Source organism: Klebsiella sp. CN_Kp106, assembly GCF_040064575.1.
GTDB lineage: Bacteria > Pseudomonadota > Gammaproteobacteria > Enterobacterales > Enterobacteriaceae > Klebsiella > Klebsiella michiganensis.
This window is the reverse complement of the sequence record NZ_JBEAIG010000053.1, coordinates 50,468-76,659: the sequence shown is the minus strand read 5'-3', so window position 1 is coordinate 76,659 and position 26,192 is coordinate 50,468. Positions and strand designations below refer to the sequence as shown.

23 protein-coding genes are annotated in these 26,192 nt (G+C 57.7%); 7 read left to right on the top strand and 16 right to left on the bottom strand.

Going from position 1 to position 26,192, the window contains the following annotated elements; all coding sequences use genetic code 11:
- Positions 1 to 3: 3 nt before the first annotated feature.
- The gene (locus ABLU96_RS18325) at positions 4 to 693 is read right to left on the bottom strand and encodes a transporter substrate-binding domain-containing protein (protein WP_064406501.1); all 690 of its coding nucleotides are present in this window, start codon (positions 691 to 693) and stop codon (positions 4 to 6) included.
- A gap of 206 nt (positions 694 to 899) precedes the next feature.
- Positions 900 to 3,161 (bottom strand): 5-methyltetrahydropteroyltriglutamate--homocysteine S-methyltransferase, encoded by a 2,262-nt coding sequence (gene metE, locus ABLU96_RS18320; RefSeq protein WP_025108395.1) that lies wholly within the window; start codon positions 3,159 to 3,161, stop codon positions 900 to 902.
- Between the two features lie 232 nt (positions 3,162 to 3,393).
- Here metE and metR point away from each other — a divergent pair, with 232 nt between their 5' ends.
- Complete coding sequence (gene metR, locus ABLU96_RS18315) at positions 3,394 to 4,347, top strand: HTH-type transcriptional regulator MetR (RefSeq protein ID WP_004097578.1); 954 nt, start codon at positions 3,394 to 3,396, stop codon at positions 4,345 to 4,347.
- Here metR and ABLU96_RS18310 read toward each other — a convergent pair.
- From ABLU96_RS18310 to pldB, 3 genes are all read right to left on the bottom strand, one after another.
- Entirely contained in the window at positions 4,235 to 5,134 is a 900-nt protein-coding gene (locus ABLU96_RS18310; RefSeq protein ID WP_064406503.1) for a carboxylate/amino acid/amine transporter, read from the bottom strand. The two genes, metR and ABLU96_RS18310, sit on opposite strands and share 113 nt — an antisense overlap.
- An 88-nt stretch (positions 5,135 to 5,222) precedes the next feature.
- Positions 5,223 to 6,023: a sugar/pyridoxal phosphate phosphatase YigL gene (yigL, locus tag ABLU96_RS18305; RefSeq protein WP_025108397.1), complete on the bottom strand. Its 801-nt coding sequence runs from the start codon at positions 6,021 to 6,023 to the stop codon at positions 5,223 to 5,225.
- Positions 6,024 to 6,066: 43 nt separating this feature from the next.
- Positions 6,067 to 7,059 (bottom strand): lysophospholipase L2, encoded by a 993-nt coding sequence (gene pldB, locus ABLU96_RS18300; RefSeq protein ID WP_004097574.1) that lies wholly within the window; start codon positions 7,057 to 7,059, stop codon positions 6,067 to 6,069.
- A gap of 109 nt (positions 7,060 to 7,168) precedes the next feature.
- Between pldB and rhtB the strand changes: the two genes are divergently transcribed.
- Positions 7,169 to 7,789, top strand: a complete 621-nt coding sequence (rhtB, locus tag ABLU96_RS18295; RefSeq protein ID WP_049084468.1) for a homoserine/homoserine lactone efflux protein — start codon at positions 7,169 to 7,171, stop codon at positions 7,787 to 7,789.
- Between the two features lie 162 nt (positions 7,790 to 7,951).
- Positions 7,952 to 8,860 carry an Rpn family recombination-promoting nuclease/putative transposase gene (locus ABLU96_RS18290; RefSeq protein ID WP_064358784.1) on the top strand — a complete coding sequence of 303 codons (909 nt, stop codon included), beginning with the start codon at positions 7,952 to 7,954 and terminating at the stop codon, positions 8,858 to 8,860.
- Positions 8,861 to 8,901: 41 nt separating this feature from the next.
- Here ABLU96_RS18290 and rhtC read toward each other — a convergent pair whose 3' ends face one another.
- From rhtC to pldA, 3 genes are all read right to left on the bottom strand, one after another.
- Positions 8,902 to 9,525: a threonine export protein RhtC gene (gene rhtC / locus ABLU96_RS18285; protein WP_004097571.1), complete on the bottom strand. Its 624-nt coding sequence runs from the start codon at positions 9,523 to 9,525 to the stop codon at positions 8,902 to 8,904.
- A 61-nt stretch (positions 9,526 to 9,586) separates the two neighbouring features.
- Positions 9,587 to 11,413 (bottom strand): ATP-dependent DNA helicase RecQ, encoded by a 1,827-nt coding sequence (recQ, locus tag ABLU96_RS18280; RefSeq protein WP_004097570.1) that lies wholly within the window; start codon positions 11,411 to 11,413, stop codon positions 9,587 to 9,589.
- 67 nt (positions 11,414 to 11,480) lie between these two features.
- A complete protein-coding gene (pldA, locus tag ABLU96_RS18275; RefSeq protein WP_004097569.1) occupies positions 11,481 to 12,353 on the bottom strand; it encodes a phospholipase A in 873 nt (290 codons plus the stop codon).
- A gap of 155 nt (positions 12,354 to 12,508) precedes the next feature.
- Between pldA and yigI the strand changes: the two genes are divergently transcribed.
- Together yigI and rarD are read left to right on the top strand one after the other, a co-directional pair.
- Positions 12,509 to 12,973, top strand: a complete 465-nt coding sequence (yigI, locus tag ABLU96_RS18270) for an acyl-CoA thioesterase YigI (protein WP_004097567.1) — start codon at positions 12,509 to 12,511, stop codon at positions 12,971 to 12,973.
- Between the two features lie 49 nt (positions 12,974 to 13,022).
- Positions 13,023 to 13,916 carry an EamA family transporter RarD gene (rarD, locus tag ABLU96_RS18265; RefSeq protein WP_014227470.1) on the top strand — a complete coding sequence of 298 codons (894 nt, stop codon included), beginning with the start codon at positions 13,023 to 13,025 and terminating at the stop codon, positions 13,914 to 13,916.
- A 41-nt stretch (positions 13,917 to 13,957) separates the two neighbouring features.
- Here the strand turns inward: rarD and corA are convergent, their stop codons facing one another.
- From corA to ABLU96_RS18225, 8 genes are all read right to left on the bottom strand, one after another.
- Positions 13,958 to 14,908, bottom strand: a complete 951-nt coding sequence (corA, locus tag ABLU96_RS18260) for a magnesium/cobalt transporter CorA (protein WP_004097564.1) — start codon at positions 14,906 to 14,908, stop codon at positions 13,958 to 13,960.
- Between the two features lie 354 nt (positions 14,909 to 15,262).
- Entirely contained in the window at positions 15,263 to 17,425 is a 2,163-nt protein-coding gene (uvrD, locus tag ABLU96_RS18255; protein WP_014227469.1) for a DNA helicase II, read from the bottom strand.
- A gap of 77 nt (positions 17,426 to 17,502) precedes the next feature.
- A complete protein-coding gene (yigB, locus tag ABLU96_RS18250) occupies positions 17,503 to 18,219 on the bottom strand; it encodes a 5-amino-6-(5-phospho-D-ribitylamino)uracil phosphatase YigB (protein ID WP_064406505.1) in 717 nt (238 codons plus the stop codon).
- Positions 18,219 to 19,121 (bottom strand): tyrosine recombinase XerC, encoded by a 903-nt coding sequence (xerC, locus tag ABLU96_RS18245; RefSeq protein ID WP_009651718.1) that lies wholly within the window; start codon positions 19,119 to 19,121, stop codon positions 18,219 to 18,221. Before xerC ends, yigB begins: the two co-directional genes overlap by 1 nt.
- Positions 19,118 to 19,825 (bottom strand): DUF484 domain-containing protein, encoded by a 708-nt coding sequence (locus ABLU96_RS18240; protein ID WP_025108404.1) that lies wholly within the window; start codon positions 19,823 to 19,825, stop codon positions 19,118 to 19,120. The genes xerC and ABLU96_RS18240 overlap by 4 nt, the downstream gene beginning before the upstream one ends.
- Positions 19,822 to 20,646 (bottom strand): diaminopimelate epimerase, encoded by an 825-nt coding sequence (dapF, locus tag ABLU96_RS18235; protein WP_004127458.1) that lies wholly within the window; start codon positions 20,644 to 20,646, stop codon positions 19,822 to 19,824. The genes ABLU96_RS18240 and dapF overlap by 4 nt, the downstream gene beginning before the upstream one ends.
- A gap of 25 nt (positions 20,647 to 20,671) precedes the next feature.
- Positions 20,672 to 20,875: a lipoprotein gene (locus tag ABLU96_RS18230; protein ID WP_009651708.1), complete on the bottom strand. Its 204-nt coding sequence runs from the start codon at positions 20,873 to 20,875 to the stop codon at positions 20,672 to 20,674.
- Positions 20,876 to 21,038: 163 nt separating this feature from the next.
- The gene (locus tag ABLU96_RS18225; RefSeq protein WP_025108405.1) at positions 21,039 to 22,499 is read right to left on the bottom strand and encodes a PLP-dependent aminotransferase family protein; all 1,461 of its coding nucleotides are present in this window, start codon (positions 22,497 to 22,499) and stop codon (positions 21,039 to 21,041) included.
- 132 nt (positions 22,500 to 22,631) lie between these two features.
- On the opposite strand from ABLU96_RS18225, the gene ABLU96_RS18220 reads away from it, so the two are divergent.
- Together ABLU96_RS18220 and ABLU96_RS18215 are read left to right on the top strand one after the other, a co-directional pair.
- Positions 22,632 to 24,278 (top strand): amidohydrolase, encoded by a 1,647-nt coding sequence (locus ABLU96_RS18220; protein WP_025108406.1) that lies wholly within the window; start codon positions 22,632 to 22,634, stop codon positions 24,276 to 24,278.
- Positions 24,279 to 24,482: 204 nt separating this feature from the next.
- Positions 24,483 to 26,159, top strand: coding sequence for an MFS transporter (locus ABLU96_RS18215; protein WP_064406508.1), 1,677 nt, complete (start codon positions 24,483 to 24,485; stop codon positions 26,157 to 26,159).
- The last annotated feature ends 33 nt before the right edge of the window (positions 26,160 to 26,192 follow it).

Sequence of the window (26,192 nt, the reverse complement as noted above, 5' to 3'; positions counted from 1 at the left end):
CGATCAGCTATTGCCGATATGGCGGCTCACCATCCCGGCAATAGTACCGTCCGCTATCCAGGAAGAGAGGCGGCGGCAAATAAATTCATAGTGCTGCGTCGCATTGCGCGGTACGCATATCGCCTGGTGTATCTGGCTAAAGCTGTCGGGCAGAACGCGAAACTGCGGATTCTCCTGCGCGGCTTTCTCCAGAGGCTGGCGAATACCGGCCACCCAATCGCCTTCGCCGTTGATAAACGCCTGAATAGCCTCCTGTGAGGTGGCGTACTGGCGCATCGTCGCATGCTGCAGCGTGCGAATCAGATACAGCTCGTAGGCCGCGCCTTTGCCCACGTTAATTACCACGCCTGCGCGGTCCATCTCCTGAACCGATTGAATCTGGCTCTCTTTTTTCACCATCAGCGAGCTTTCGATAGTGACGTAGGATGGCGTAAAGCGAAGCTTATCTTCCCGCGCCGGGTCGATAGCCAGAAAGGCGATATCCCATTGATCCTGCAGCGCCGCGTCCACTACCTGCCCGGCCGTCGGCCAGGTCACAAACCGCGCTTCGCGCTGGCTCTCTGCAGCCAGTTTCTTTGCCAGCTCGACGGTAATCCCCCCCGGAGACCCATCCGGCAGCAGTGTCGTAAGCACCGGATTACCCAGATTAATGGCAAAACACAAATACCCTTTTTGATCGTGGTGTTCAATCATCTTTCACCTCAGGAGAGTTATCACAGCTTCGGTTCAGGGAACGCTTAACTGTAGTCAAAGACATCCGTCCTGAGCAACAGCCGGGAGCGGGTGGACGTTATCCAGACGCTGCCGCTTCACGCCGAACAGTTCTTCACATTCGGTTTTGCCAGCGAAGAGAAGAAACCAAAAAAGGAGGCCGGGGCCTCCCACAAGTGTGATTTATATTACGCCTGGCGCAGGTTTTGCGCGGCCTTGACCATGTTGGCCAGCGCGGCGCGCGTTTCCGTCCAGCCGCGGGTTTTCAGGCCGCAGTCCGGGTTCACCCACAGGCGCTCTGCCGGGATACGCTGCGCGGCTTTTTCCAGCAGCCCTTCAATCCACTCCACGCTCGGCACGTTCGGGGAGTGAATGTCGTACACGCCCGGCCCGATTTCATTCGGGTAGTCGAACGCTTCGAACGACTCCAGCAGCTCCATATCAGAACGCGAGGTTTCGATGGTAATCACGTCCGCATCCAGCGCGGCGATGGAATCCATGATGTCGTTGAACTCGCAATAGCACATATGGGTGTGGATCTGCGTGTCGTCTTTCGCCACCGCGGCATTGATACGGAAAGCTTCCACCCCCCATGCCAGATACGCATCCCAGTCGCTACGCTTCAGCGGCAGGCCTTCCCGCAGGGCCGGTTCGTCGATCTGGATGATACCGATACCGGCGGCTTCCAGATCCGCCACTTCATCGCGCAGCGCGAGGGCTATCTGTTTCGCAATCGTTTCACGGCTGACGTCCTCACGCGGGAAGGACCAGCAAAGAATGGTCACCGGGCCGGTCAGCATGCCTTTTACCGGTTTGTCGGTCAGGGACTGAGCGTATTTTGCCCACTCGACGGTGATCGCCTCCGGGCGGCTGATATCGCCGATGACCACCGGCGGTTTGACGCAGCGGGAGCCGTAGCTCTGTACCCAGCCGTTCTGCGTGAAAATAAAGCCGTCCAGGTGTTCGCCGAAGTATTCCACCATATCGTTACGCTCGGCTTCACCGTGTACCAGCACGTCCAGCCCCAGTCGCTCCTGCTCAACGATCGCCTGCTTAATGTGTTCGGCGATGCCGGTGCGGTAGCGGTTAGCATCGAGATTGCCCTTTTTGAAGTCCAGGCGCAGGCCGCGGATCTCGGTGGTCTGGGGGAAGGAGCCGATGGTGGTGGTTGGCCAGGCCGGCAGCTTAAAGCGGGCGCGCTGCGCTTCGGCGCGAACTTCGTAGACGCTTTGACGCTGGCTGTCCTGAGCGGTAATGGCCGCCAGACGCTTCTCTACCGCAGCGTTGTGCACGCGGGTTGACTGGCGACGTGCCTGGATCGGCGCGCTCCAGTCAGCAATCGCCGCGGTGTCGCCGCTGTTCAGCGCATCGCGCAGCAGCGCCAGCTCCCGGCATTTTTGCAGGGCGAAGGCAAACCAGCTCTTCACTTCGGCATCGAGCCGCGTTTCCACGTTCAGATCGATCGGGCTGTGCAGCAGGGAGCAGGAAGAGGCTACCCACAGTTCACGTTTGCCGACGATATCTTTAACCTGCGCGTATTTCTCGCTCAGATCGGCGCGCCAGACGTTGCGGCCGTTGATCAGCCCCGCGGAGAGCAGCCAGTCGGCAGGCAGGCGCTTATGCAGTTCGGCGACATCGTCCTGGCCGTGGACCAGATCCACATGCAGGCCCTGTACCGGCAGTGCGGTAATGGTGTCGAGGTTATCGGTAATGCCTTCAAAGTAGGTAGTCAGCAGCAGCTTAAGCTGACCGCTAAGGGCCGCGTAAGCCGGTTTGAAGGCATCCAGCCACGCCTGCGGCAGCTCGAGCACCAGCGCCGGTTCATCAATCTGCACCCACTCAACGCCGCGTTTTGCCAGTTCAGTCAGCACCTGCTGGTAAACAGGCAGAATATCGTGCAGCAGGTTCAGGCGGTCGAACGGCTCGCCTTTCACCTTACCGAGCCACAGATAGGTGACTGGCCCAAGCAGGACGGGCTTCACTTTGTGGCCCAGCGCCAGCGCTTCGTCCACCTCATCCAACAGCTGGTTCCAGCTCAGTTTGAACTGCTGGCCCTTCACAAATTCCGGCACTATGTAGTGGTAGTTAGTGTTAAACCATTTGGTCATTTCCGCCGCCGCGGCCGGTTCGCCGGTCGGCGCGCGGCCGCGGCCTATGCGAAAAAGGGTATCGATATCAACGGAGCCGTCTTTGTTCTGATGACGAGCCGGCACGTTGCCAAGCCACAGGCTGGTGGTCAGAACATGGTCGTACCAGGCGAAATCGCCCACCGGTAGCAGGTCAATGCCCGCCTGCTTCTGCTGTTCCCAGTGGCGAGCGCGCAGTTCGCGGCCAACGGCCAGCAGTTCTTCGCGGCTGGTATTGCCCGCCCAGTAGCTTTCTTGCGCTTTCTTCAGCTCGCGGCGCAGGCCAATGCGAGGGAAACCGAGGGTGTGGTTAATAATTGTCATTTTTTGAGCCTCATAATTGCAATCCGAAAGATTTCGGATTTAGGGAAGGCGGCAAACTTGCTCATCCCCAGGAGCTTACTGAAGTAAGTGACGGGGGTGAGGAAGTGCAGCCAACGCTGCCATAAATTCGAAAGATAAAGGATTTAGACGTCCAGATGTTTACACATCCATAATTGGCAGTTACTGTATATTCCTCAAGCGCAAATTATTCATGCCGAAGTGAAGGACTTTCATGATCGAAATTAAACACCTGAAAACGCTCCAGGCGTTGCGGAATAGCGGCTCTCTGGCAGGCGCGGCGGCGGCCCTGCACCAGACCCAATCCGCCTTGTCCCACCAGTTCAGCGATCTGGAACAGCGCCTCGGCTTCCGTCTGTTTGTACGTAAAAGTCAGCCGCTGCGCTTTACGCCGCAGGGAGAGATCCTGCTGCAGCTGGCCAATCAGGTCCTGCCGCAAATCAGCCGCGCCCTGCAGGATTGCAATGAGCCGCAGCAAACCCGGCTGCGTATCGCCATCGAATGCCATAGCTGTATTCAGTGGCTCACGCCGGCGCTGGAGAGTTTCCGCGCCCGCTGGCCGCATGTGGAGGTGGACTTTCAGTCCGGGGTGATCTTCGACCCGCAGCCGGGCCTGCAGCAGGGCGAGCTGGATCTAGTGATGACCTCCGATATCCTGCCGCGCAGCGGACTGCACTATTCGCCAATGTTTGATTTCGAAGTACGCCTGGTGATGGCGCCGGATCATCCGCTGGCGACAAAGGCGCGCATCGCGCCCGAGGATTTAGCGACTGAAATGCTGCTGATTTATCCGGTCCAGCGCGCACGTCTGGATATCTGGCGTCACTTCCTGCAGCCTGCCGGGATTAGCCCGCAGCTGAAGAGCGTCGACAATACGCTGCTGTTAATTCAGATGGTGGCGGCGCGAATGGGCATCGCCGCCCTGCCGCACTGGGTCGTGGAAAGCTTTGAGCGCCAGGGCCTGGTGGTGACCAAAACCCTGGGCGAGGGACTGTGGAGCCGACTGTACGCCGCGGTGCGCGACGGCGAGCAGCGCCAGCCGGTTACCGAGGCGTTTATTCGCTCAGCGCGGAACCACGCTTGCGATCATTTACCGTTTGTGCGGAGTGCGGAGCGACCCAGCGTCGATGGACCCATAGCGAGGCCAGGATCACCAGAGCGCCAATAATAAAGCTCGGCCAGCGGGGCTGCGTCTGCCAGATGGCCAGGTTTACCAGCAGCCCGGCAGGCACGTGCATATTGTTCATGATGCCGAGCGTACCGGCATCCACCTGGGTGGCGCCGTAGTTCCACATAAAGTAACCAATCCCGGATGCCGCCACGCCAAGAAAGGCCAGGATGCCCCACTGTAGCGAAGTTTCCGGCATTTTCTGCGCGTTACCCAGCATCGACCAGGCAACCGCCGCCACCAGAAACGCCCCGATGTAGAACCAGGCGAAGGCGTTATGCTGCGGCATCGGACGCGTTTCCATCAGGCGCTTGTATCCCACCATGCCAATCGCGAAGCTGATGTTGGAGAGTTGAACCAGGGTCAAACCGGTCCAGAAATGGTTGGTCACCTGGTCATAACGGATGATGCCCGCGCCGATTACCGCCAGCAGCGCGCTGCAGGCGTAGCCCCAGCGCAGGCGACGGCGGCTCATCATATCGTAAATCAGCGTGATATAGAGCGGCGTCAGGACGGTAAACAGCAGAAGCTCCGATACCGTCAGGTACAGATAGGCCTGGAAACTCAGCATATACATAATACCGAGCTGCATCGCCCCCACCAGCATATACAGGCCGATGGTTGACAGGCTCTGCCCGCGGGTGCGCAGGAAGGGCAAAAACACCAGCGCCGCCAGGCCAACGCGCGCCAGCACCGCAAAATAGCTGTCGACGTGGCCTGCCAGGTATTCGCCATACAGGCTAAAGGAAAAGGCCCACAGAATGGTGGTGATAATCAGTAGCGCCACAATGAATGTCTCATAGAGTAAAGAACACGCATTGTAGCGGAGTGATAGGTTGACGACTGCTCATTAATTAAACAATCGTCAATCTTTTTTAGTCAAGATAGAGTTTACGCAGGTAGTGGGGAACGGCGTCATCGACGTTGCTGCCGATCACTTCCAGCTCAGGATGCAGGTCTTTCAGCCGCTGGTGCGCGTTGGCCATAATGCAGCCCTTGCCCGCCATTGACAGCATTTCCGCATCGTTCATACCGTCGCCGAAGGCGATACACTCTTTCAGGCTATAGCCGAGCATTTTCGCCACGGCCTCCAGCGCATGCCCTTTCGACACGCCGCCCGCCATTACTTCGAGGCAGGTAACGGTAGAGAAGCTCACGTTCACCCGATCGCCCCAGCGGGCGTTGATCGCCTGCTCCAGCGGCAGCAGATGCTCATGCTTATCGCAGGTGAAAAAGACTTTGCTGATCCCTTCAGGATCCAGCTCACCCGGCTCGTACAGCTTGTAGTTAAACACCGCCTCTTTGAAGAAGCGCATCTCTTCCGGACGATGGCGATTCATATACCACTCATCTTCGCGATAGACGTTGGTCACAATCGCCGGATCGTTACGCATCATTTCGAACAGGTCGGCGGCGATATCGCGGTCAAGGTTGTGGGCGAAGATCTGCTTCCCTTCGCTATCGTGTACGCGAGCGCCGTTCGAGGTGATCATATAGGATTTAATGCCGAGATTATCGCGAATTTGCCCAACATCGATGTAGTGGCGGCCGGTCGCGAACACGAAGTTGATACCGCGTGCGGTAAGCAGCTTCAGCGTCTCTTTGGCGTAGGGAGTTAAGCAGTGATCGGGAGAAAGCAGCGTGCCATCTAAATCAGACGCAACAACCTGGTACATAAAAATTTTAACCTCTAAGCAGGGCGACGAGCGTTTCGCCGGATTAAGTGTGTCGACCAAAAAAATCGACGATAGCGTTTAGCGCGACCGAGCGCATTGCGTCCTTTTCAAAAAGGATCTCATGGTATGCCCCTTCTATGACAAACGGCTTATCCCCTTCACAGGGATGACCGCCAGCGGCGCGAAGTTCACAGTAGCGATCGTGCATACGGTTATCGACCACCCGCTCTTCTTCCGCCTGGAGCAATAATGTTGGCGTGACGTCTTTCTCCGCACCGGCCAGCACCTCTTCGCCGGCGAGGATCCCCTCGCGCACCCAGTGGAACGTCGGCCCGCCGACCCGCAGCTGCGGCTCATCGGCGTAAAAGCGCAGGTTGCGGCGATAGCGTTGACGGCTGTGCGTCAGTACGTTAACCGCAAAGGGCAGCGCCCGCCAGCGGCCGGTACCGAGGGCATACTCTTCACGAATGCGCTGATGGCCCTCAGCCCAATCGAGAATATGGCGCACCATCCAGTCAGGCAGGCGCATAACGATGCCGAACATCGGCGCACAGAGCGCCATCGCGTCGCAATGCTGGTGGTAGCGCTGCAAAAATAGCGTCGCAATGGCGCCGCCCATGGAGTGGGCCAGTATAAACCGTTTCCGCCAGCGTCCGGGCGCCACCTGCTGCTGCCAGAACGCGGCGAGATCGTCGACGTAATCGCTGAAATTAACGACGTGCCCGCGGTGGGTATCTGAAAGCATGCGTCCGGAGCGCCCCTGGCCGCGATGATCGATAATCATCACGTCAAAACCGCTGCGGAAAAGATCGTAAGCCAGTTCGGCGTACTTAACGTAGCTTTCAATGCGACCCGGACAAATAACCACGACCCGGTCATGACTTTTGGCGCAGAAGCGAACAAAGCGCACCGGAACGTTATCCACGCCCGTAAATTCAGCCTCTTCCCGCTGACGCCAGAAATCGGTCAGTGGCCCCATGGTAAAGGCCGCAAACGCGTTTTCTCGTGTTTCCCAGTCCTTTTGCTGCAAAAACATCGGGCTTACACCCCTGATAACCGCTGAAAATCGTTTTTTTATCGTGCATCACACAATGCTTACACAATAGCGTATTGTGGCATAAAAACAGACAATCAGGGAGTTTCTCATGACGTTCGAGTGGTGGTTTGCCTATCTGCTGACATCTCTTATTCTCAGCCTGTCGCCGGGATCCGGGGCGATAAATACCATGACCACCTCAATCAACCACGGTTATCGCGGCGCGGCGGCTTCTATTGCCGGGCTACAGACCGGGCTCGGCATTCATATCGTGCTGGTGGGCGTTGGCCTGGGTACGCTTTTTTCCCGTTCGCTGTTGGCCTTTGAAATCCTGAAATGGGCGGGCGCCGCTTATCTTATCTGGCTCGGCATTCAGCAGTGGCGAGCCGCGGGTTCTCTCGAGCTGAATACCCTTGCGCAAGCGCAGAGCCGCGGCAAACTCTTTAAGCGCGCGGTGTTCGTCAACCTGACCAACCCAAAAAGCATCGTGTTCCTCGCCGCGCTCTTCCCGCAGTTTATCGTACCGCACCAGCCCCAGGTGATGCAGTACCTCGTGCTCGGCGTCACCACCATCGTGGTCGATATTATCGTGATGATTGGCTACGCCACGCTGGCGCAGCGCATCGCCGCGTGGATCAAAGGGCCCAAACAGATGAAGGCGCTAAACAAGGTTTTTGGATCGCTGTTTATGCTGGTCGGCGCCCTGCTGGCCTCCGCGCGCCACGCCTGATGGATGGAAGCACGCTCGCAAATTATCGTTAGCTTTGCGGGTATAGCGACATCCTCAGCCGAGCAGGCGGGCAAAGAACAAAGATAATTTTTTTGCCCGCTGTTGAACTCGCAGCGCCAGTGCCAGAATGCCGCCAGATTCTCTTCTTCATGGACGAAAACGATGGCGGAAGCGGCAACCCCTCACGATGCGGTATTCAGAACTTTTCTCTCCCGTGTGGAAACCGCACGGGATTTTATCGAGATCCATCTGCCCCCCTCACTCATGCAAATTTGCAAACTGGATACCCTACGCCTTGAGTCAGGAAGCTTTATTGAAGATGATCTGCGCCCCTTCTACAGCGATATCCTCTATTCTCTGGAAACGACCAGTGGTTGCGGCTATGTTCACGTTCTGATTGAACATCAAAGTTCGCCAGATAAATTAATGGCGTTTCGTTTAATGCGCTATGCCATCGCTGCTATGCAGCGGCACATAGAAGAAGGGCATAAAACGCTACCTCTGGTGATCCCGATTCTTTTTTATCAGGGACGGCGAAGCCCCTATCCCTGGTCGCTGGACTGGCTGGAGAACTTTGCCGATCCGGATACTGCGCGCCAGATTTACTCCACCGCCTTTCCGCTGGTGGACATCACCGTTATTCCCGATGACGAAATCATGGAGCACCGGAGTATGGCGGCCCTGACGCTGGTACAAAAGCATATATGGCAGCGCGATATGGCCGAGCTCGTCGACAAGCTCACCAGCCTGCTGTTGCTGGAACAGATGAGCAGACAACAAATTACCGTACTGATAAAATATATGGCCCAGGCGGGAGAAGAGCAGGATGTTCGGCCGCTATTATATGAGCTGGCACAGCGGGTGCCGCAACATGGAGGTGTACTGATGACTCTGGCAGAAAAGTGGCTTGAGGAAGGTATGCAGAAGGGCATTAAGGAAGGCATAAAAGAGGGCAAACGCGCTGCGCTTCTTAACGTCGCAAAGGCCATGCTCGAGCGGGGCATTGATGCTACTGCGGTTATGGAAATGACCGGTCTGACGTCCGACGATTTGCAGCAGCTGCGTCATTAATATCCGGCCCGCCCATAACCCTTGGGCGGGCCGCAGAACGCTTAGCGCGAAATAATCAGGTGAATACCAAACCCGGCAAACAGAGTACCGGCAATGCCGTCGATCCACTTCGCCATCCGCTGATAGCCGCGGCGCATGCCCGGTAGGGCGAACAGGCTGGCGACCACCGTAAACCAGGCCAGCGTCTCCAGAACAATCAGCAGGAAAATCCCCCAGCGCGCGCCGGAACTGACGCTGTCGCCGACAAACAGCGAGAACACGGAGCCAAAATAGATAATCGCTTTTGGGTTAGCCAGATTGGTCAGCAGCCCTTTCAGGAAGCTCCGGCCGCTGCGCGCCAGTTCGACCTGAGGCTCTACCGCCGCTGCCGCTTCGCTTTTTTTCAGCGCGCCGCGCAGCATCTGGAAACCCATCCAGCACAGATACAGGCCGCCGCCGACCATAATAATGGTATGCAGCCAGGCCATCTTCTCGATAATCAGGTTCAGGCCGAGCAGCGCTACGCCCGCCCATACCATTACTCCGCAGGTGATCCCCAGCACGCCCATCATCGCCTCTTTGCGGGAGCGGCTAACGGCGGTTTGTGAAACAAAGAAGAAGTCCGGGCCAGGACTCATCAGCGCAATGATATGCACCAGCGCCACGGTGAAAAAAAGCGTCAACATAATTAACTCGCAGGGAAATAGTCAGGACGAAAACTATATTTACACTTTTTCGTCTGGCTGACTACTCATCATCGCCATCCACGTGCGCGCGAATCAGGGCCATAAACTCTTTACCAAAACGCTCGAGCTTACGCGTGCCAACGCCGTTGACGCTGAGCATCTCCCCGGCCGTCAGCGGCGTTTGCTCGGCCATTTCAATTAGCGTCGCATCGTTAAACACCACGTAGGGCGGGATATTCTCTTCGTCGGCAATCGCCTTACGCAGTTTGCGCAGCTTGGCGAACAGCTTGCGATCGTAATTACCGCCAAAGGATTTCTGCATCGCTTTCGGCTTCAGCGCCACAATACGCGGCACGGCAAGCTGTAGCGTCACGTCGCCGCGCAGGACCGGACGCGCGGCCTCGGTAAGCTGTAGTGCAGAGTGCTGGGCTATATTCTGCGTAACCAGGCCTAAATGAATAAGTTGACGGATCACGCTGACCCAATGCTCGTGGCTCTGTTCGCGCCCAATGCCGTAGACCGGCAGCTTGTCGTGCCCCATATCGCGAATACGCTGGTTATTGGCGCCGCGCAGCACTTCCACCACGTAGCCCATACCAAAGCGCTGATTGACGCGGTAAATCGTCGACAGCGCCTTACGCGCGTCCATTAAACCGTCGTACTGTTTCGGCGGATCGAGGCAGATATCGCAGTTGCCGCAGGGCTCCTGGCGCCCCTCGCCAAAGTAGTTGAGCAGCACCAGACGACGGCAGGTTTGCGCTTCGGCAAAGGCCCCCATCGCGTTGAGCTTATGGCGTTCAATGTCCTGCAGCGGCCCGGCGGGTTTCTCCTCAAGGCAGCGTCGGAGCCACGCCATATCCGCCGGATCGTAAAACAGCATCGCCTCGGCAGGCAGCCCATCGCGCCCGGCGCGGCCGGTCTCCTGGTAATAGGATTCAATATTGCGGGGGATATCGAAATGCACCACAAAACGGACGTTCGGTTTGTTGATACCCATACCGAAGGCTACCGTCGCCACCACGATTTGCAGGTCGTCGCGCTGGAATTTCTCCTGCACGTCGGCGCGGATATGGTTTTCCAGCCCGGCGTGATAGGCCGCGGCGCTGATGCCGCGGCTTTGCAGGCGAGCGGCGGTGTCTTCCACTTTTGAGCGGCTATTGCAGTAGATAATGCCCGACTTACCGCGCTGATCCTGCACGTAGCGCATCAGCTGATCCAGCGGCTTAAACTTCTCCATCAGCATATAGCGGATGTTGGGTCGGTCGAAGCTGCTGACCTGAATGAGCGGGTCGTTTAGATCCAGCAGGCGAACAATGTCGCGACGCGTCGTGTCATCGGCGGTAGCGGTCAGCGCCATAAACGGGATTTGCGGTATCCGCTGGCGCAGCTGCCCTAACGCGGCGTATTCCGGACGGAAATCGTGCCCCCACTGGGAAATACAGTGCGCCTCGTCTACCGCCACCATCGACAGATTCCAGTGCGTAAGATGCTCAAGGAAGTTATCCAGCATCAGGCGCTCCGGGGCGATATACAGCAGGCGAATCTGCCCGCTGCGGCAGCCGGCCATCACCTCCTGCTGCTGCTCCCGGCTCTGGGTTGAGTTCAGGCATGCCGCCGCCACGCCGTTAGCCAGCAGCTGATCGACCTGGTCCTTCATCAAGGAAATAAGCGGCGACACCACGACGGTGAGACCGCCCAGTACCAGCGCCGGAACCTGATAACACAGCGACTTGCCGCCGCCGGTTGGCATCACCACCAGGCAATCGCGCCCGGCCAACGCCGTATCAATGATAGTTTCCTGGCCCGGGCGAAACTGCTGGTAGCCGAAGGTCTCTTGTAAAACCTGCTTAGCCAGCGATTCCTGATTCAATACTTCCGCCTGCGCCACGTTGACCCCATATGCCTGAAAAGAAAACAGGCGCTATTTTCAGCGCCTGGGAGCCAGAGTGCAACGATTAAAACAGATCGTTGAGCATCAGCCCGACGCCGACGCGGGTCTGATTGAAGTTATAATCGATGAGCGACTCGCCATAACCGCTATAGACCTGAGTATAGACGCGCACGTGTTTGGTGATCGGATAGCTCACCCCAAGCTCGGCGCCGCCGTAGCCGGTATTCCAGTTATATTGCCCCTGGGCGCTGAGGATGGCGTCGCCCAGCTGATAGCCCACTTTCAGCCGGTAATACCCCATATATTTGGTGATATCCGGATTATCGTCGGTGCTGCCAATCACGTACCAGGGCTTCACCTCAACCAGCCAGTTGCCGTTTTGCGCCATCAGCCGGGTATAGAGGCGGTTCCAGCTGCGGGAGGTGGGATCGGAACGGCCGTTAGAGTCGTGGTTATAACCCATCTCAACGTCGCGCAGCGTCCAGCCGGCGAACGAGTAATCGGTCGCAAACCCGAGGAACAGCTGCGGCTCATAGTTGGTTTCGCGAAACGGCGCGGACTCTTTGCTGTTGGAGAGCTGCCACCAGGATTTTTGCGTATAAGAAGCGCCCAGCAGCGAATTCTCGCCGAGGATCCCTCGCCACAGCGGAAACGCCAGGCTGAGCTGGAACTTCACTTCATCTTTACGCGCATTTTCGGCCCAGTCGTAGCTACGAATCGCTTCTTTATTGAGATCGCTGGTCCACGTATAGAGCAGATAGTTGCTCTCGTAGGGATAGAGCAGGAACGGATTATCATGGTCCTGTAACAGGTTGGCGATAATGCTCCCGCGAACGACCGGAGCGTCGTGGACCTGTTTATTCACCGGCGCGTCCTGCGCCAGAACGCCGGCCGGAAGCGCAACAAGCGCCAGCAGGCAGGCCAAAGAGATACGCATCGCTGTTCTCCTGGATGGATATTTATTATTTCTGTTTAACCCAGGCAGCATTCTACCTATTTATGCGGCATCTGACCTGTTATCCGTTCTTAAAGTAGAAATCAATATTTTAGAAGCATAAAATCAACATTTCATTAACTTATGGAAGTGTTGTTATGTCTGAACTGACCGCCGCCGCCGCCCTGAAGCTGGTGGGAGAGATCTTCGTCTACCATATGCCGTTTAATCGTGCCTTAGGGCTGGAGCTGGAGCGCTACGAAAAGGAGTTTGCCCAGCTGAGTTTCAACAATCAGCCGATGATGGTGGGCAACTGGGCGCAGAGCATTTTACATGGCGGCGTGATCGCCTCAGCGCTGGACGTCGCTGCGGGGCTGGTATGCGTCGGCAGCACGCTGACTCGCCACGACACCATCAATGAAGAAGAGCTGCGCCAGCGCCTGTCGCGGATGGGCACTATCGATCTGCGCGTCGACTACCTGCGTCCGGGCCGCGGGGAACGCTTTACCGCCACCAGCAGCCTGCTGCGAGCCGGTAATAAAGTGGCGGTGGCCCGCGTCGAGCTGCATAACGAAGAGCAGGTGTATATCGCCAGCGCCACGGCGACGTATATGGTGGGTTGATCGGCCTAAATCGAGTAACATCTCTCTCTTTGGCAATGGATTTGTACCGATGGACGCTAAACAAACGCGGGTGGGGATTCTTCTGGCCCTGGCCGCCTATTTTATCTGGGGTATCGCGCCGGCGTACTTCAAGCTTATCTACTATGTTCCCGCCGATGAAATTCTGACTCACCGCGTGATCTGGTCCTTCTTCTTCATGGTCGCGCTGATCAGCATCAGCCGTCAGTGGCCGCAGGTCAAAAGGCTGCTGAAAACGCCGAAAAAGGTGTTCCTGCTGGCGCTCTCTGCGGTGCTGGTGGGCGGCAACTGGCTGCTGTTTATCTGGGCGGTGAATAACCATCATATGCTGGAAGCCAGCCTGGGCTATTTTATCAATCCGCTGGTGAATATTCTGCTGGGGATGATCTTCCTCGGGGAGCGCTTTCGCCGGATGCAGTGGCTGGCGGTGCTGCTGGCCGCCTGCGGCGTGCTGGTACAGCTCTGGACCTTCGGCTCGCTGCCGATTATCGCGCTGGGCCTGGCGTTCAGCTTCGCTTTTTACGGCCTGCTGCGTAAAAAGATCGCCGTGGATGCGCAAACCGGGATGCTGTTTGAGACGCTCTGGCTGCTGCCGGTCGCCGCGATTTATCTGTTTGGTATTGCCGATAGCCCGACCAGCCACATGGGGCAGAATCCGTGGTCGCTGAACCTGCTGCTGATGGCGGCGGGCGTGGTCACCACCATCCCGCTGCTGTGCTTTACCGGCGCGGCAACCCGCCTGCGCCTCTCCACGCTGGGATTTTTCCAGTATATCGGCCCGACGCTGATGTTCCTGCTGGCGGTAACCTTCTACGGCGAAGTGCCGGGCGCGGATAAAATGGTAACCTTCGCCTTTATCTGGGTGGCGCTGGCGATTTTCGTGATGGATGCGGTTTACACAATACGCCGTACGCGTAGGGCATAAAGCCAAGCTGGTACGCAAAAAAGGAGCCGAAGCTCCTTTTTTTACAGCCAGTTTTTACGCTTAAAGTACAGATACGGCGCCAGGCCGGCGAGCATCATAAAGACAATCGCGCCGGGATAGCCAAAGCTCCAGTGCAGCTCGGGCATAAACTCAAAGTTCATCCCATAGCTGGAAGCCACCAGCGTCGGCGGCAGGAACACCACGGAGACCACCGAGAAGATCTTGATGATGCGGTTCTGCTCAATGTTGATAAAACCCATCGCCGCCTGCATCAGGAAGTTAACCTTCTGGAACAGCGACTCGTTGTGCGGCAGCAGGGATTCGATGTCGCGCAGGATCTCACGCGCCTGCTCCAGCTGACCGGCCGGAAGGCGGGCTTTGCGCACGAGGAAGTTCAGCGCGCGCTGGGTATCCATCAGACACAGGCGGACTTTCCATCCGATATCTTCCTGCTCCGCCAGCGTCGAGAGCGCCTCATCGTAATCATCGCCCTGACGACCTTCCATGATCACCCGGCTGAGCTTTTCCAGGTCGCTATAGATGTTTTCAATTTCATCCGCCAGCTGCTCGATTTTGGTTTCGAACAGGTCCAGCAGCAGCTCGTAAGCGTTGCCGTCCACCATCGACTGGCTGCGGGCGCGCATGCGATACAGGCGGAAAGCGGGCAGCTCCCGTTCGCGCAGGGTGAACAGACGCCCTTCGCGGATAGTAAACGCGACGGTAGAGTTACCGGCGTGATCCTCTGCATCTTCAAAAAAGAAAAATGAGTGGATATGCAGGCCGTCTTCATCCTCAAAGAAACGCGCTGACGCTTCGATGTCTTCCAGCTCCGGGCGCGTCGCCAGGTTCTGACCCAATTCCGTTTGCACGCGGCTTCGTTCATCGTCGTCAGGCTCGACCAGATCGACCCACACCGAACTGGCGAGGTGCTTGATCTCGTCGGCTTCCAGACGTGTTAAACGATTGTTTTCCAGTTGAAATGCGCTCAGCATGACCGGGACTCCCAATGCAAAAAATTATCGGACAGTTCGGTGGGCACACAGAAACAATTTGGGTTTCAGACCATTAAGCCTGACTCAGAGCGACGGGAATAGAACGGGTCGCCGACAACCGCTAAGGCTATCAGCATAAGAGGATAGCCTTAGGAGTTGTTCCTGATGGGCAGGAAATTGAGCCAGCATCTACTGGGTGTGTCCAAGGCGAATGTCCTCTTAGCGTAATCGTGCGCGCATGTTACGCCAGCGCAAAAACGGCGTCAACACGCAACGGAACGCTAAAGAGCAAATCAAGCTCCTTAACGTATAAAGGTAGCAGAATATTACAAAATAATGATACTTTTCTTACTGTTACACTGTTTCAAGCCGGGCATACGCCGCGACCAGCCATTTAATCCCCTGCCCCTGAAACGCAACCTGCAGGCGGCTGTGTTCGCCGCTGCCTTCGAGGTTCACGATCGTGCCTTCGCCAAACTTGGCATGGCGCACGCGCTGGCCCAGCTTATAGCCGGTGTCGTTTTCCGCCATCGGCGTCCCCATCCGCTGATGGCTGACCGGACGGCTCACCGTGGCGCGCAGCCGCACCTCTTCCACGCACGACTCCGGCAGCTCGCCGATAAAACGCGACGGACGGTGATAAACCTCTTTGCCATACAGGCGACGGGTTTCCGCATAGGTCAGCGTGAGCTTCTGCATCGCACGGGTGACGCCGACGTAGGCCAGACGGCGTTCTTCTTCCAGGCGGCCGCCCTCATCAAGCGCCATCTGGCTCGGGAACATCCCCTCTTCCACGCCGACGATAAAGACCTGCGGGAACTCCAGCCCTTTCGCCGAGTGCAGGGTCATCAGCTGTACCGCATCCTGCCAGGTATCCGCCTGCCCTTCTCCCGCTTCCAGCGCCGCATGCGAGAGGAACGCCTGCAGCGGCATCAAATCTTCATCTTCTTCGTTGTAGCTGAACTGGCGCGTTGCCGTCACCAGCTCCTCTAAGTTTTCAATGCGCGTCTGGCCTTTCTCGCCTTTCTCCTGCTCGTACATCATGCGCAGGCCGGAGTCTTTAATCACCCGATCGGTCTGCACGTGCAGCGGCATATCGGCGGTTTCCTGCGCCAGGGCGTCAATGAGCTCCATAAAACGCTGCAGGGCGCTGGCGGCGCGTCCGGCAAGCACTTTATCTTTTAACAGCTCGCGACAGGCCTGCCACAGCGTCAGCTGACGGTCGCGCGAGGTCTGGCGCACCACGTCCAGCGTGCGATCGCCGATACCGCGCGTCGGGGTATTCACCACGCGCTCAAAGGCCGCGTCGTCATTACGATTGGCGATCAGGCGCAGATAGGAGAGCGCATCTTTGATCTCCTGGCGTTCGAAGAAGCGCATGCCGCCATAAATACGATACGGCATGCTGGCCTGCAGCAGCGCCTCTTCCAGCACGCGCGACTGGGCGTTGCTGCGATACAGAATCGCGCACTGCTCCAGCGCCCCGCCGTTTTCCTGCCAGGTTTTGATGCGGTTGACGACAAAGCGCGCCTCATCAAGATCGTTAAACGCGCAGTAGAGCGAAATCGGCTCGCCGTCGGCGCCGTCGGTCCACAGCTTTTTCCCCAGGCGCCCGCTGTTGTTTTCAATCAGGGCGTTGGCCGCGCTGAGGATATTGCTGGTCGAGCGATAGTTTTGCTCGAGGCGGATAGTTTCCGCGCCGGGGAAATCGTTGAGGAAGCGCTGGATGTTCTCCACCTGCGCGCCGCGCCAGCCGTAAATGGACTGATCGTCATCGCCGACGATCATCACCTTGCCGGTATCACCCGCCAGCAGGCGGATCCACGCGTACTGAATGTTGTTGGTATCCTGAAATTCGTCCACCAGGATATTGGTAAAGCGCTCGCGGTAGTGCTGAAGAATGTGCGGCTTGTTGAGCCACAGTTCGTGGGCGCGCAGCAGCAGTTCGGCGAAATCCACCAGCCCCGCCCGATCGCAGGCCTCCTGGTAGGCCTGATAAACCTTCTGCCAGGTCTGCTCAACCGGGTTACCGTAGCTCTGTATATGGTGCGGGCGCAGCCCTTCATCTTTCTGGCCGTTGATGTACCACATCGCCTGACGCGGCGGCCACTGCTTCTCATCGAGATTCATCGCCTTAATCAGACGCTTGAGCAGGCGCAGCTGGTCTTCGCTGTCGAGGATCTGGAAGTCCTGCGGCAGGTTGGCGTCAAGGTGATGAGCGCGCAGCAGCCGGTGCGCCAATCCGTGGAAAGTGCCAACCCACATACCGCCCTGGGTGGTACCCATCAGTTGGCCAATACGATGGCGCATTTCCGCCGCCGCTTTATTGGTAAAGGTCACCGCCATAATGGAGTAAGGGGAACAGTGCTCAACGCTCAGCAGCCAGGCGATGCGGTGTACCAGTACGCGCGTCTTACCGCTGCCCGCGCCTGCCAGAACCAGCATGTTAGTACGTGATGCCGCAACGGCTTCACGCTGTTTGTCATTAAGGCTGTCGAGCAGATAAGAAACGTCCATTGGCACCGCCGGAAATGAGACGCCCGGCAACGTTCAGTCCACCGGGCTACTGTTAATTTATACAGAACTACTGACGATTATATCAGCGAGGTCAGAGATGCCAACCGTGAAATTTCGATGTGCGGTAACAGGCGGCTGTCGGCGGTGCGCATCAGGTCTGCGCCCTTCGGTTTGATCCAACAGGCCTGCATGCCGCAGCGAATGGAGCCCGCCACGTCGGTCGTCAGATCGTCCCCGACGTGCAGAATCTGCCCCAGCGGCAGCGCCAGCCGCTCGGCTGCGAGATGATACATATCGGCAAAAGGCTTAGAGCGCCCGTCCGGACCGGCGCGCAGCACGAAGCGGAAGTAGTCGCTCAGGCCAAAAAGCTCCGGCTGGGCATTACCGTTGGTAATGGCCACCAGCGGCCACTTTTCCGCCAGCTGCGCCAGCGTATCGTGCGTTTCCTGCGGGACATCGATCAGGCTGCGCCAGTGGGCGAAGTTCGCCATCGCTTCCTCGGCCCCCGTTTTCGCCAGCGCCGCAGAAAGCCCGGCGTTGATCATCCCCAGCTCCAGCGCGCGGCGGCGCCACTCGGTGACATCGTGGTAAATTTCCGGCTCTGACTCCAGCAGCGTCTGGCGCAGCCGGTTGAGTTCGCTGGCGTCAAATTGACTCAGCGACGGGTGGTAGCTGCGCACAAAGCTCAGCGACTCATGCAGCGTTCGGTCAATCACCGGACGGTTGTCATAAAGGGTATCGTCCAGGTCAAATGTCAGTGCTGAAATCTGGCCCAGAGGTCGGTAAAAACGCATTATTTCCCCCGTTTGGCGCGCGGATGCGCCGCATCGTACACCGACGCAAGGTGTTGAAAATCAAGATGGGTATAAATTTGAGTGGTGGACAGATTCGCATGACCCAGCAGCTCCTGCACCCCGCGCAGATCGCCGCTCGACTCCAGCATATGGGTCGCGAAAGAGTGGCGCAGCTTATGCGGATGCACGTGGCTGTTGAGGCCCTGCTTAATGCCCCATTCGGCAAAGCGCTTTTGCACGTTACGCGCGGAAATTCGCTTACCCAGCTTTGATAAGAACAGGGCGTCTTCATCAGCGCCGAACAGGCCGCGCAGGTCGAGCCAGTGCTCAATCCACACCACCGCGTTGCGGCCAATCGGCAGGCGGCGCTCTTTGCTGCCTTTGCCCATCACCCACACCTCGCCGGATTCCAGATCGAGGTGCTTAATGTCGAGATTCACCAGCTCCGAGAGACGCAGTCCCGCGCCGTACATCACTTCCAGCATCGCCCTGTCGCGTACCGCCAGCGGATCGTTAAGATCGATATCCAGCAGTCGGTTAACGTCGTCGACGTCGATATTTTTTGGTAAATGGCGCGGTGTTTTCGGCGCCGAAATCCCCTTCGCCGGATTCGCGGCCAGTTCGCCCTGGCTCACCAGCCAGTCAAAGAAGCTACGTAAGGCGGAGAGACGTAAAGCCAGGCTGGCTGGCCCCAGCCCCTGGCGACGGCTGCGCACCGCCAGGCTACGGACCTGGGCAGCATCGCACTGCTGCCAGCTTTTCAGCCCGGCGCTATCCGCCAGCGCGATAAGCGTCTCAAGCTGGCGGCGGTAGTTCAGCAGCGTTATCGGGCTCAGCTGACGCTCCACGCCGAGATAGCGTAAAAAGCGTTCTACGGGCGTAAACAGCGGCGAGTCGGTCATGCGCGCTCGATCCAGCGCTCCAGCAACCCCGGGAGCATCGACGCAATTTCCTGCAAAAGCTGCGTTCCCTGACCTTGCTGATAGTGCTGAGGGTCGCGACTGCTGAACAGCATCACGCCGGGCGCTTCATCTCCCCCCAGCAGCGACATCGCCACCGAACCCACGGCTTTTGCTTCCGGCAGCACCACCAGCAGTTCCGGGCCGTTTAATGGGCCAAGATAATGGCGCTGTTGCCCAAGACGCTGAATGCGAATCGGCTCAAACGCCTGACGGCTTATCGCCAGATGAGTGAATTTGGAGGGCGCGCCGAGCCGCCAGCTGTCGGGAAACAGGCGCACCGTGGCGCCCGCCAGGCCCAGCTCGCGCGCCCAGCGATGAAAGCGGTTCAGCATTTCATCAAGGCTATCGGCCGCCGCCAGCCGCGTCTGGAGATCAAACAGGCGCTGAAACAGGCTTTCGTTAGCCGTCGCCTGGGCCATCAGCAGCGTCATATTCTCTTCCAGCACGTTGATATGGTTCCGCGCCCGCGCCATGTGCCATTCCACCAGCGAGACCGAACCACGTACCGGATGCGGCACCGACATATGCTCCACCAGCGCCGCATTACGAATAAAGAATTCAGGATGTTGCAACAGATAGTCCACCACTGCGCGATCGTTCAGCTCGCTGGCGAGTTCCTGCTGTTCTTCCCCGACTTGTTTCATAAATGAATAAATCCGTCATAGACATGTGCCGCCGGGCCAGTCATATACAGCGGTTGGCCCGGACCTTTCCAGGCGATATCAAGACGCCCACCGGGTAATTCCACGCGGACCTCCTCGCCCAGTAACCCCTGCTGGATACCGACTGCCGCCGCCGCGCAGGCGCCGCTGCCGCAGGCCTGCGTTTCACCCGCGCCGCGTTCATACACGCGCAGGCGAATATGGGAGCGGCTGACCACCTGCATAAAGCCGATGTTCGCCCGCTCCGGGAAGCGCTCGTGGTTTTCCATCACCGGGCCGAGCGTTTCCACCGTCGCGGTTTCCACATCATCGACCTGGATAACGCAGTGCGGGTTGCCCATCGACACCACGCCGCACAATACTGTCTGTTCAGCGGCGCGCATGATATAGGTCTTTTCCGCTTTGTTGGCGCGGAACGGCACCTGCGACGGTTCGAAGTTTGGCTCACCCATATTCACGCGCACCAGATCGTCTTCCGTTACGCTTAATACCATACGGCCGTTCGAGGTACTGACGCGGATGTCACGTTTATTGGTCAGGCCTTTCAGCCGCACAAAGCGGGCGAAACAGCGCGCGCCGTTGCCGCATTGCGCCACCTCGCTACCGTCGGCATTGAAGATGCGATAGTGGAAGTCGAGCTCCGGATCGTAGGGCGGCTCAACCACCAGCAGCTGATCGAAGCCCACGCCAAGATGCCGATCCGCCAGACGACGAATCAGTTCCGGTGAGAAAAAAACATTCTGAGTTACCGCGTCAACAACCATAAAGTCATTGCCAAGGCCATGCATTTTAGAGAACTGCATCATCTACTCCAGCAGCGCGGAACTGTCAGTAATTCACCTGGGTCGGACCACCGCTATCACCGCGATCGTTACGATCCGGCGTAGAGCTCTGGATACCGCTATCAACCGGTTTAGTCGGCGGAGGCGCCGTTTTATCCGCTGGCGGGAAATAGAGCGGCCCTTTCAGACCACAGCCGGTGAGGCTGAGGACCGCAAATAAAACGGCAAGCGCTGGGAAAACGTTTTTCATGGATAGTAGCCCGTAATTCATTCTTTCTGTTTTCTATCATCGCAGGAGAAGACGTAAAAGCAAGCGTTTAGGGCAGCTTTATGACATCTGAAAAGCGGCTTTCCACCAGGGTTACAGCGCAAACGCGTTGGTAGATATACGCTGAGTATTCATTTTAGCAGGGTCACTGCCAGCATTTTTTTAGCACCTGTATCGACTGCACAATATCCGCTTCCATCACGCCGGCAAATCCCAGCACCACGCCGTAATGATGGCGGCTTTCAGGCGTACCGGGGATCCACAATGCGCTCAGCGGCGTAATTTCCACGCCTGCCGCCTGGGCCTGGCTAACGAGACGGGTTTCTGTTTCAGCATCATCCAGCGTAATCGCCGCATGTAGCCCCGAGGCCACTTCCGGCATCACGCCAATATGGCTCAGATGCTGATTCCACTCGGCCAGCAGCAGATCGCGACGGCTTTTACTAATTCTGCGCATTCGCCGGATATGAGGCTGGAAATGCCCCTCCGAAATAAAGCTCGCCATCACCTGCTGGTCGTTCATTGGCGGCTGGCGGGTGGATAGCGTACGCAGCAGGTTCAGCGGTTCCACCAGCTGTTGCGGAACCACCATGTAGCCCAGGCGTAGCGCGGGATACATCACTTTGGAAAACGAACCGATATAAATCACCCGATGGCGGTTATCCAGCGCGGCGAGCGGCATCAGCGGCGTGCCGTTATAGCGATACTCGCCGTCGTAATCATCCTCCATAATCCACGCCTGATGCTTTCTGGCCCACTCCAGCAGCGTCATCCGCCGCGATAGCGAGAGCGTCGCGCCCGTCGGGTACTGGCATGACGGGCTCACGTAGACCATCCGGGCGTCGGGATAATCCGTCAACTGCGCCGTCTGAAGCCCCTCATCATCAACGTTAATCGCTTTAATATTCAAACCAAGGCAGGAGAATACGCCCGCCGCCGCCCAGTGACAGGGGTTTTCCATAATGACGTCCTGCCCGACGCGCAGCAGCAGCGCGGAACAGAGCATTATCGCCTGTTGTGCGCCAAGGGTAATAATCACCTGAGCCGGATCGCACTTCAGGCCGCGCGAGGTATGCAGATAGCTGGCGATAAGCTCGCGCAGCTGTAAATCGCCCGCCGGAACGCCGTAACCCATTTGCGCAATGGGTCGCCGCCGCCAGAAGCGGTTTTGCAGGCGCGACCAGGTATCAAACGGGAAATGGTCAATCGCGGGCATGCCGATGCGAAAAGCCTTCGGCGGGCCATCGTGCACAAAATGGCGATTAAACCGCGCCGTCAGCGGCAGGCGCGAGTCGACGCGTAAGGCAGGAATTTCAGGGACGTCGGGGCCTTCGTCAACCTCCTGCCCGCGATAACGTATATAGGTGCCGTCGCCCTGTCGGGTTTCAATTAAATCATCGGCATATAAACGCTCGTAGACCGAGACCACCGTATTGCGAGAAACCCCCAGCAGCCGCGCCAGCTCACGCGTCGCGGGTAGTTTAGCCCCGTGAAGACCGGGCGTATTCACCATCTTCTCTCTCAGGGCGCGATAAAGCTGCTCGCTACGCTTTCTGCCAGCATCCAGCTTTATACCCGTTAAATCAAAAGGCAGAGCAACCGACAAATTGGCACCTTAATATCGTGGGTTTTTGGTCCTGTTATACATCCAATATGACAATTAGCATAGGCGCATTAATACTCATGATGAAAGCGACGCCTTTCATCGCTCTCTGAACCCTGAATGATTGAGCCTACTATGTCAGCATCAGAAATCACGATTTTTGCCGCTAAAAAAATCATTACGATGTGCCCGAACCGCCCGGAGACCACCCATGTCGCGGTGCGCGGCGACCGTATTTTAGGCACCGGCACGCTTGAAGAACTCACCGGCTTTGGCGAATACCAGCTGGACGAGACCTTTGCCGATAAAGTGTTAATGCCCGGCCTGATTGAAGCCCACTCGCACGTCACCGGCGGCGGTATGTGGCAATTCCCCTATGTGGGTTACTACGATCGCCCGGACCATACCGGTAAAGTCTGGAAAGGCTGCCGCTCTTTTGACGACGTCGTCAGCGCGCTGCAGGCGGTGGAACGTGAGATGACCGATCCGCACGCGCCGCTGATCGCATGGGGCGTTGATCCCATTTATTTCGGCAGCGAAAAGCTGGGCCGCGAACATCTGGACCGCGTCTCAACCACCCGTCCGGTCGCGGTTATCCATATGAGCATCCACCTGATGGGCGCCAATACCGCCGCGCTGCACGACTGCGGAATATTTGACGACTGCCAGATCGAAGGCGTGGTGAAAAATCAGGACGGTACGCTGCACGGCGAGCTGGTGGAGTTCGCCGCCATGGGGCCAATCCTGAATAAATATGGTTTCTGGGACGAACTCACCACCGAAATCGCCATCGCCAATTTCGGCCAGGAAGCGTTTCGCGCAGGCTGCACCAGCGCAGCCGATATGGGTCTGACCGATTTCAGCAATCCCGAGCTGATGACCAACTACATCCGCATGACCCGTGAAGAGGACTTCCCGATTCGTCTGCTGGTGGCCTACGGTCCTCCTTTCGTCAAAAAACCCTTCCAGGAAGCGCTGGATTTCGCCCCGGACGTCATGCGTCACGGGCACGAAAAAATGCACTTCGGCCCGATGAAAATCTTCCTCGACGGCTCTATCCAGGGTGGGTCAGGACGGATGCTGGAGCCCTTCTATTATCTGGATGGCCACAACGGCGCGTGGAACGCCACGCCGGAAGAGGTGGAGCAGCAGGTCTACGACATCATGTCCCGCGGCTACCAGGTTCACTGCCACTGTAACGGCGACGAGGCCTCGGAAGCGTTCATTAAAGCCGTCGAGAAAACCCTGAATCGTATTCCTGCAGTGAACCACCGCGCGGTGATGCAGCACGCGCAGATGCTGCGTGAAGATCAGTTCAAACGCATCAAAGAGATGGGTATGGGCGTGAACTTTTTCAGCAACCACATCTATTACTGGGGCGATCAGCACTACAGCAAAACCATGGGCCCGGAGCGCGCAATGCGTATGGACGCCTGCGGCAGCGCGGTGCGCCACGGTATTCCTTTCGCCTTCCACAGCGATTGCGGCATCACCCCCATCAACCCACTGTTCACCGGCTGGTGCGCGGTGAACCGCCTGACGGCATCCGGGCGCGTACTGGGCGAAGCGGAAAAAATCTCCGTCGATCAAGCGCTGCACGCGATGACCCTCGGCGCGGCATGGACCATGAAAATGGACCATCTGATCGGCAGCATCGAATGCGGTAAATATGCCGACTTCACCGTGCTGGAAGAGGATCCGCAGGCCATCGAGCCGGTTCAGCTTAAAGATGTGAAGGTCTGGGGCACCGTGCTGGGCGGTAAGAAACAGCAAATCCAGTAATCCTGTTGCGAACATTATCCACCCGGCGGCGACGTCGGGCGGATAGCTATTGCACAAAATCATTCACATTGCATCAAGGCGGCACCTGAGAGAATCCTCGGTCACTTATTACAGTAAGCGACCGGGGTGAACGCAGGCAGCCAGCACAGAGGCAGCTTGAAGGATGATGTGTAGATTGCCTGAAATTAACCACAGAACACGATCATGACGACAAATTCAGTAATTAACTCTCCCGGCATGTCGCGCAACGCGGCCGCCGATACGGCGATGAAATGGTTGCCGCTGCTGGTGCTGTGCCTCGCTCAGCTTTCGACATCCGGCGATAATGCCACGCTGAGCATCGCTACCGGCGCGCTGGTCAAAGACCTGCACGCGTCAATGGATCTCATCAGCATCGCCAACGCGATGTATTCGCTGGCCGCGGGCTCTCTGATGGTCGCCGCCGGGATGGCCGGACTTATCGTCGGCTGGAAGAAAACCTTCCGCATCGGCTGCGCGCTGCTGTTTCTTGCCGAGCTGACCGCTTATTTCTCACCGAACATGCTGGTCTTCACCTACGGCGCCCGTCTGCTTTCCGGTATTGGCGGAAGCTTTATGATCCCTTCGGTGCTGGGGCTTATCGCCAGTAACTATAAAGGCCGCCAGCAGGCGATCGCCTTTGGCGCTATCGGCGCAGCTAGCGGCGTCTCCTTCGCCGCCGGCCCGCTGATTTGCGGCCTGCTGGTTGACCACCTCGGCTGGCGCGCCGCGTTTGCCGCTATCGCCGGCCTGTGCATCGTGATCTTCAGCGGCTCTTTCCTCGTCCCTACGCCGGCAAAACCTGAACGCAAAGTGGTGTTCGATCTGCCGGGCGTCGTCCTGACGGTTATCGGCCTGTTCAGCGTGATCCTCGGCTTCCTGAAAGTCTCGAGCTGGGGTCTGTTTACGCCGTTTAACGCGCCGTTCACCGTCATGGGTCTTAGCCCGGCGCCGTTCCTCGTCCTGTTTGGCCTGATCGTGCTGGCGATTATGCTGAAGTGGGAGCGCCATCGCGAAGCCACCACCGGCAGCGCGCTGATCCCGCTGTCGTTCCTCGCAACGCCGCAGGTGCGTAACGGTCTCTATCTGACGGCGTTTATCTTCCTTGCCTACGGTTCCGGTATTTTTGTGACCGTGAGCTTTGTACAGGTGGTTGCCGGGCTGAACGGTATTGAAACCGGCTTGCTCATTCTGCCGTTTGCGCTGGGCGTCGTGGTCTTTTCGCTGGGGCTGCCGATCGTCTGGAAAAACGCGAATCCGAAACGGATGTGCCAGAGCGCGCTGCTCATCGGCACGCTGGGCTCCGTGTTGTGCATCTTCGGCTTCGGCCCGTCCGATTTCAGCATGATCGTGCCGATAGGGATGTGTCTGATTGGCATCAGTATGGGCATCGTTTCCGCCTATTCCAGCTATATTGTTACCAGCGCTCTGCCGGCGCGCGATGCGCAGCAGTCCGGCGGCGTGCAGGCGACTTCGCGTAACGTCGGCCAGGCAATCGGCGTGGCAGTTTGCGGTATGGTGATGCTGACGGCGGTCACCATGACGGTACAGGATATGGCCAGCCACGACGCTTCGCTAAGCCAGGATACACAGCAGAAGGTGGCAAATCTTTCCGTTATTCCTTATCTCAGCGATACGGGTTTCTCAACGCTGATGCTGGACCAGGGCGTGAATCAGAAGGATGTAACGGAACTCAACCAGGTCTATAAAACCGCCCGCCTGAAAGCCACGCGAGCGGGGATGGTCGCCACCGCGGTCATGACGCTGCTGTTTTTATTCGGGACGCGCAATCTTCCCGTCCGCGCCAGGGGTTCTGATGACGCAGCAGGAGAAGAGCCGCGTGCGAAGAAGTCGAAAATCTGAGTTAAGCTCGAAAGATAACTAACAATAACGCGC

Coding starts and splice junctions, on each gene's coding strand:
- ABLU96_RS18325 (WP_064406501.1), bottom strand. CDS start 693: ATGATTGAACACCACGATCAAAAAGGGTATTTGTGTTTTGCCATTAAT.
- metE (WP_025108395.1), bottom strand. CDS start 3,161: ATGACAATTATTAACCACACCCTCGGTTTCCCTCGCATTGGCCTGCGC.
- metR (WP_004097578.1), top strand. CDS start 3,394: ATGATCGAAATTAAACACCTGAAAACGCTCCAGGCGTTGCGGAATAGC.
- yigL (WP_025108397.1), bottom strand. CDS start 6,023: ATGTACCAGGTTGTTGCGTCTGATTTAGATGGCACGCTGCTTTCTCCC.
- pldB (WP_004097574.1), bottom strand. CDS start 7,059: ATGTTTTTGCAGCAAAAGGACTGGGAAACACGAGAAAACGCGTTTGCG.
- rhtB (WP_049084468.1), top strand. CDS start 7,169: ATGACGTTCGAGTGGTGGTTTGCCTATCTGCTGACATCTCTTATTCTC.
- ABLU96_RS18290 (WP_064358784.1), top strand. CDS start 7,952: ATGGCGGAAGCGGCAACCCCTCACGATGCGGTATTCAGAACTTTTCTC.
- rhtC (WP_004097571.1), bottom strand. CDS start 9,525: ATGTTGACGCTTTTTTTCACCGTGGCGCTGGTGCATATCATTGCGCTG.
- pldA (WP_004097569.1), bottom strand. CDS start 12,353: ATGCGTATCTCTTTGGCCTGCCTGCTGGCGCTTGTTGCGCTTCCGGCC.
- yigI (WP_004097567.1), top strand. CDS start 12,509: ATGTCTGAACTGACCGCCGCCGCCGCCCTGAAGCTGGTGGGAGAGATC.
- rarD (WP_014227470.1), top strand. CDS start 13,023: ATGGACGCTAAACAAACGCGGGTGGGGATTCTTCTGGCCCTGGCCGCC.
- corA (WP_004097564.1), bottom strand. CDS start 14,908: ATGCTGAGCGCATTTCAACTGGAAAACAATCGTTTAACACGTCTGGAA.
- uvrD (WP_014227469.1), bottom strand. CDS start 17,425: ATGGACGTTTCTTATCTGCTCGACAGCCTTAATGACAAACAGCGTGAA.
- yigB (WP_064406505.1), bottom strand. CDS start 18,219: ATGCGTTTTTACCGACCTCTGGGCCAGATTTCAGCACTGACATTTGAC.
- xerC (WP_009651718.1), bottom strand. CDS start 19,121: ATGACCGACTCGCCGCTGTTTACGCCCGTAGAACGCTTTTTACGCTAT.
- ABLU96_RS18240 (WP_025108404.1), bottom strand. CDS start 19,825: ATGAAACAAGTCGGGGAAGAACAGCAGGAACTCGCCAGCGAGCTGAAC.
- dapF (WP_004127458.1), bottom strand. CDS start 20,646: ATGCAGTTCTCTAAAATGCATGGCCTTGGCAATGACTTTATGGTTGTT.
- ABLU96_RS18230 (WP_009651708.1), bottom strand. CDS start 20,875: ATGAAAAACGTTTTCCCAGCGCTTGCCGTTTTATTTGCGGTCCTCAGC.
- ABLU96_RS18220 (WP_025108406.1), top strand. CDS start 22,632: ATGTCAGCATCAGAAATCACGATTTTTGCCGCTAAAAAAATCATTACG.
- ABLU96_RS18215 (WP_064406508.1), top strand. CDS start 24,483: ATGACGACAAATTCAGTAATTAACTCTCCCGGCATGTCGCGCAACGCG.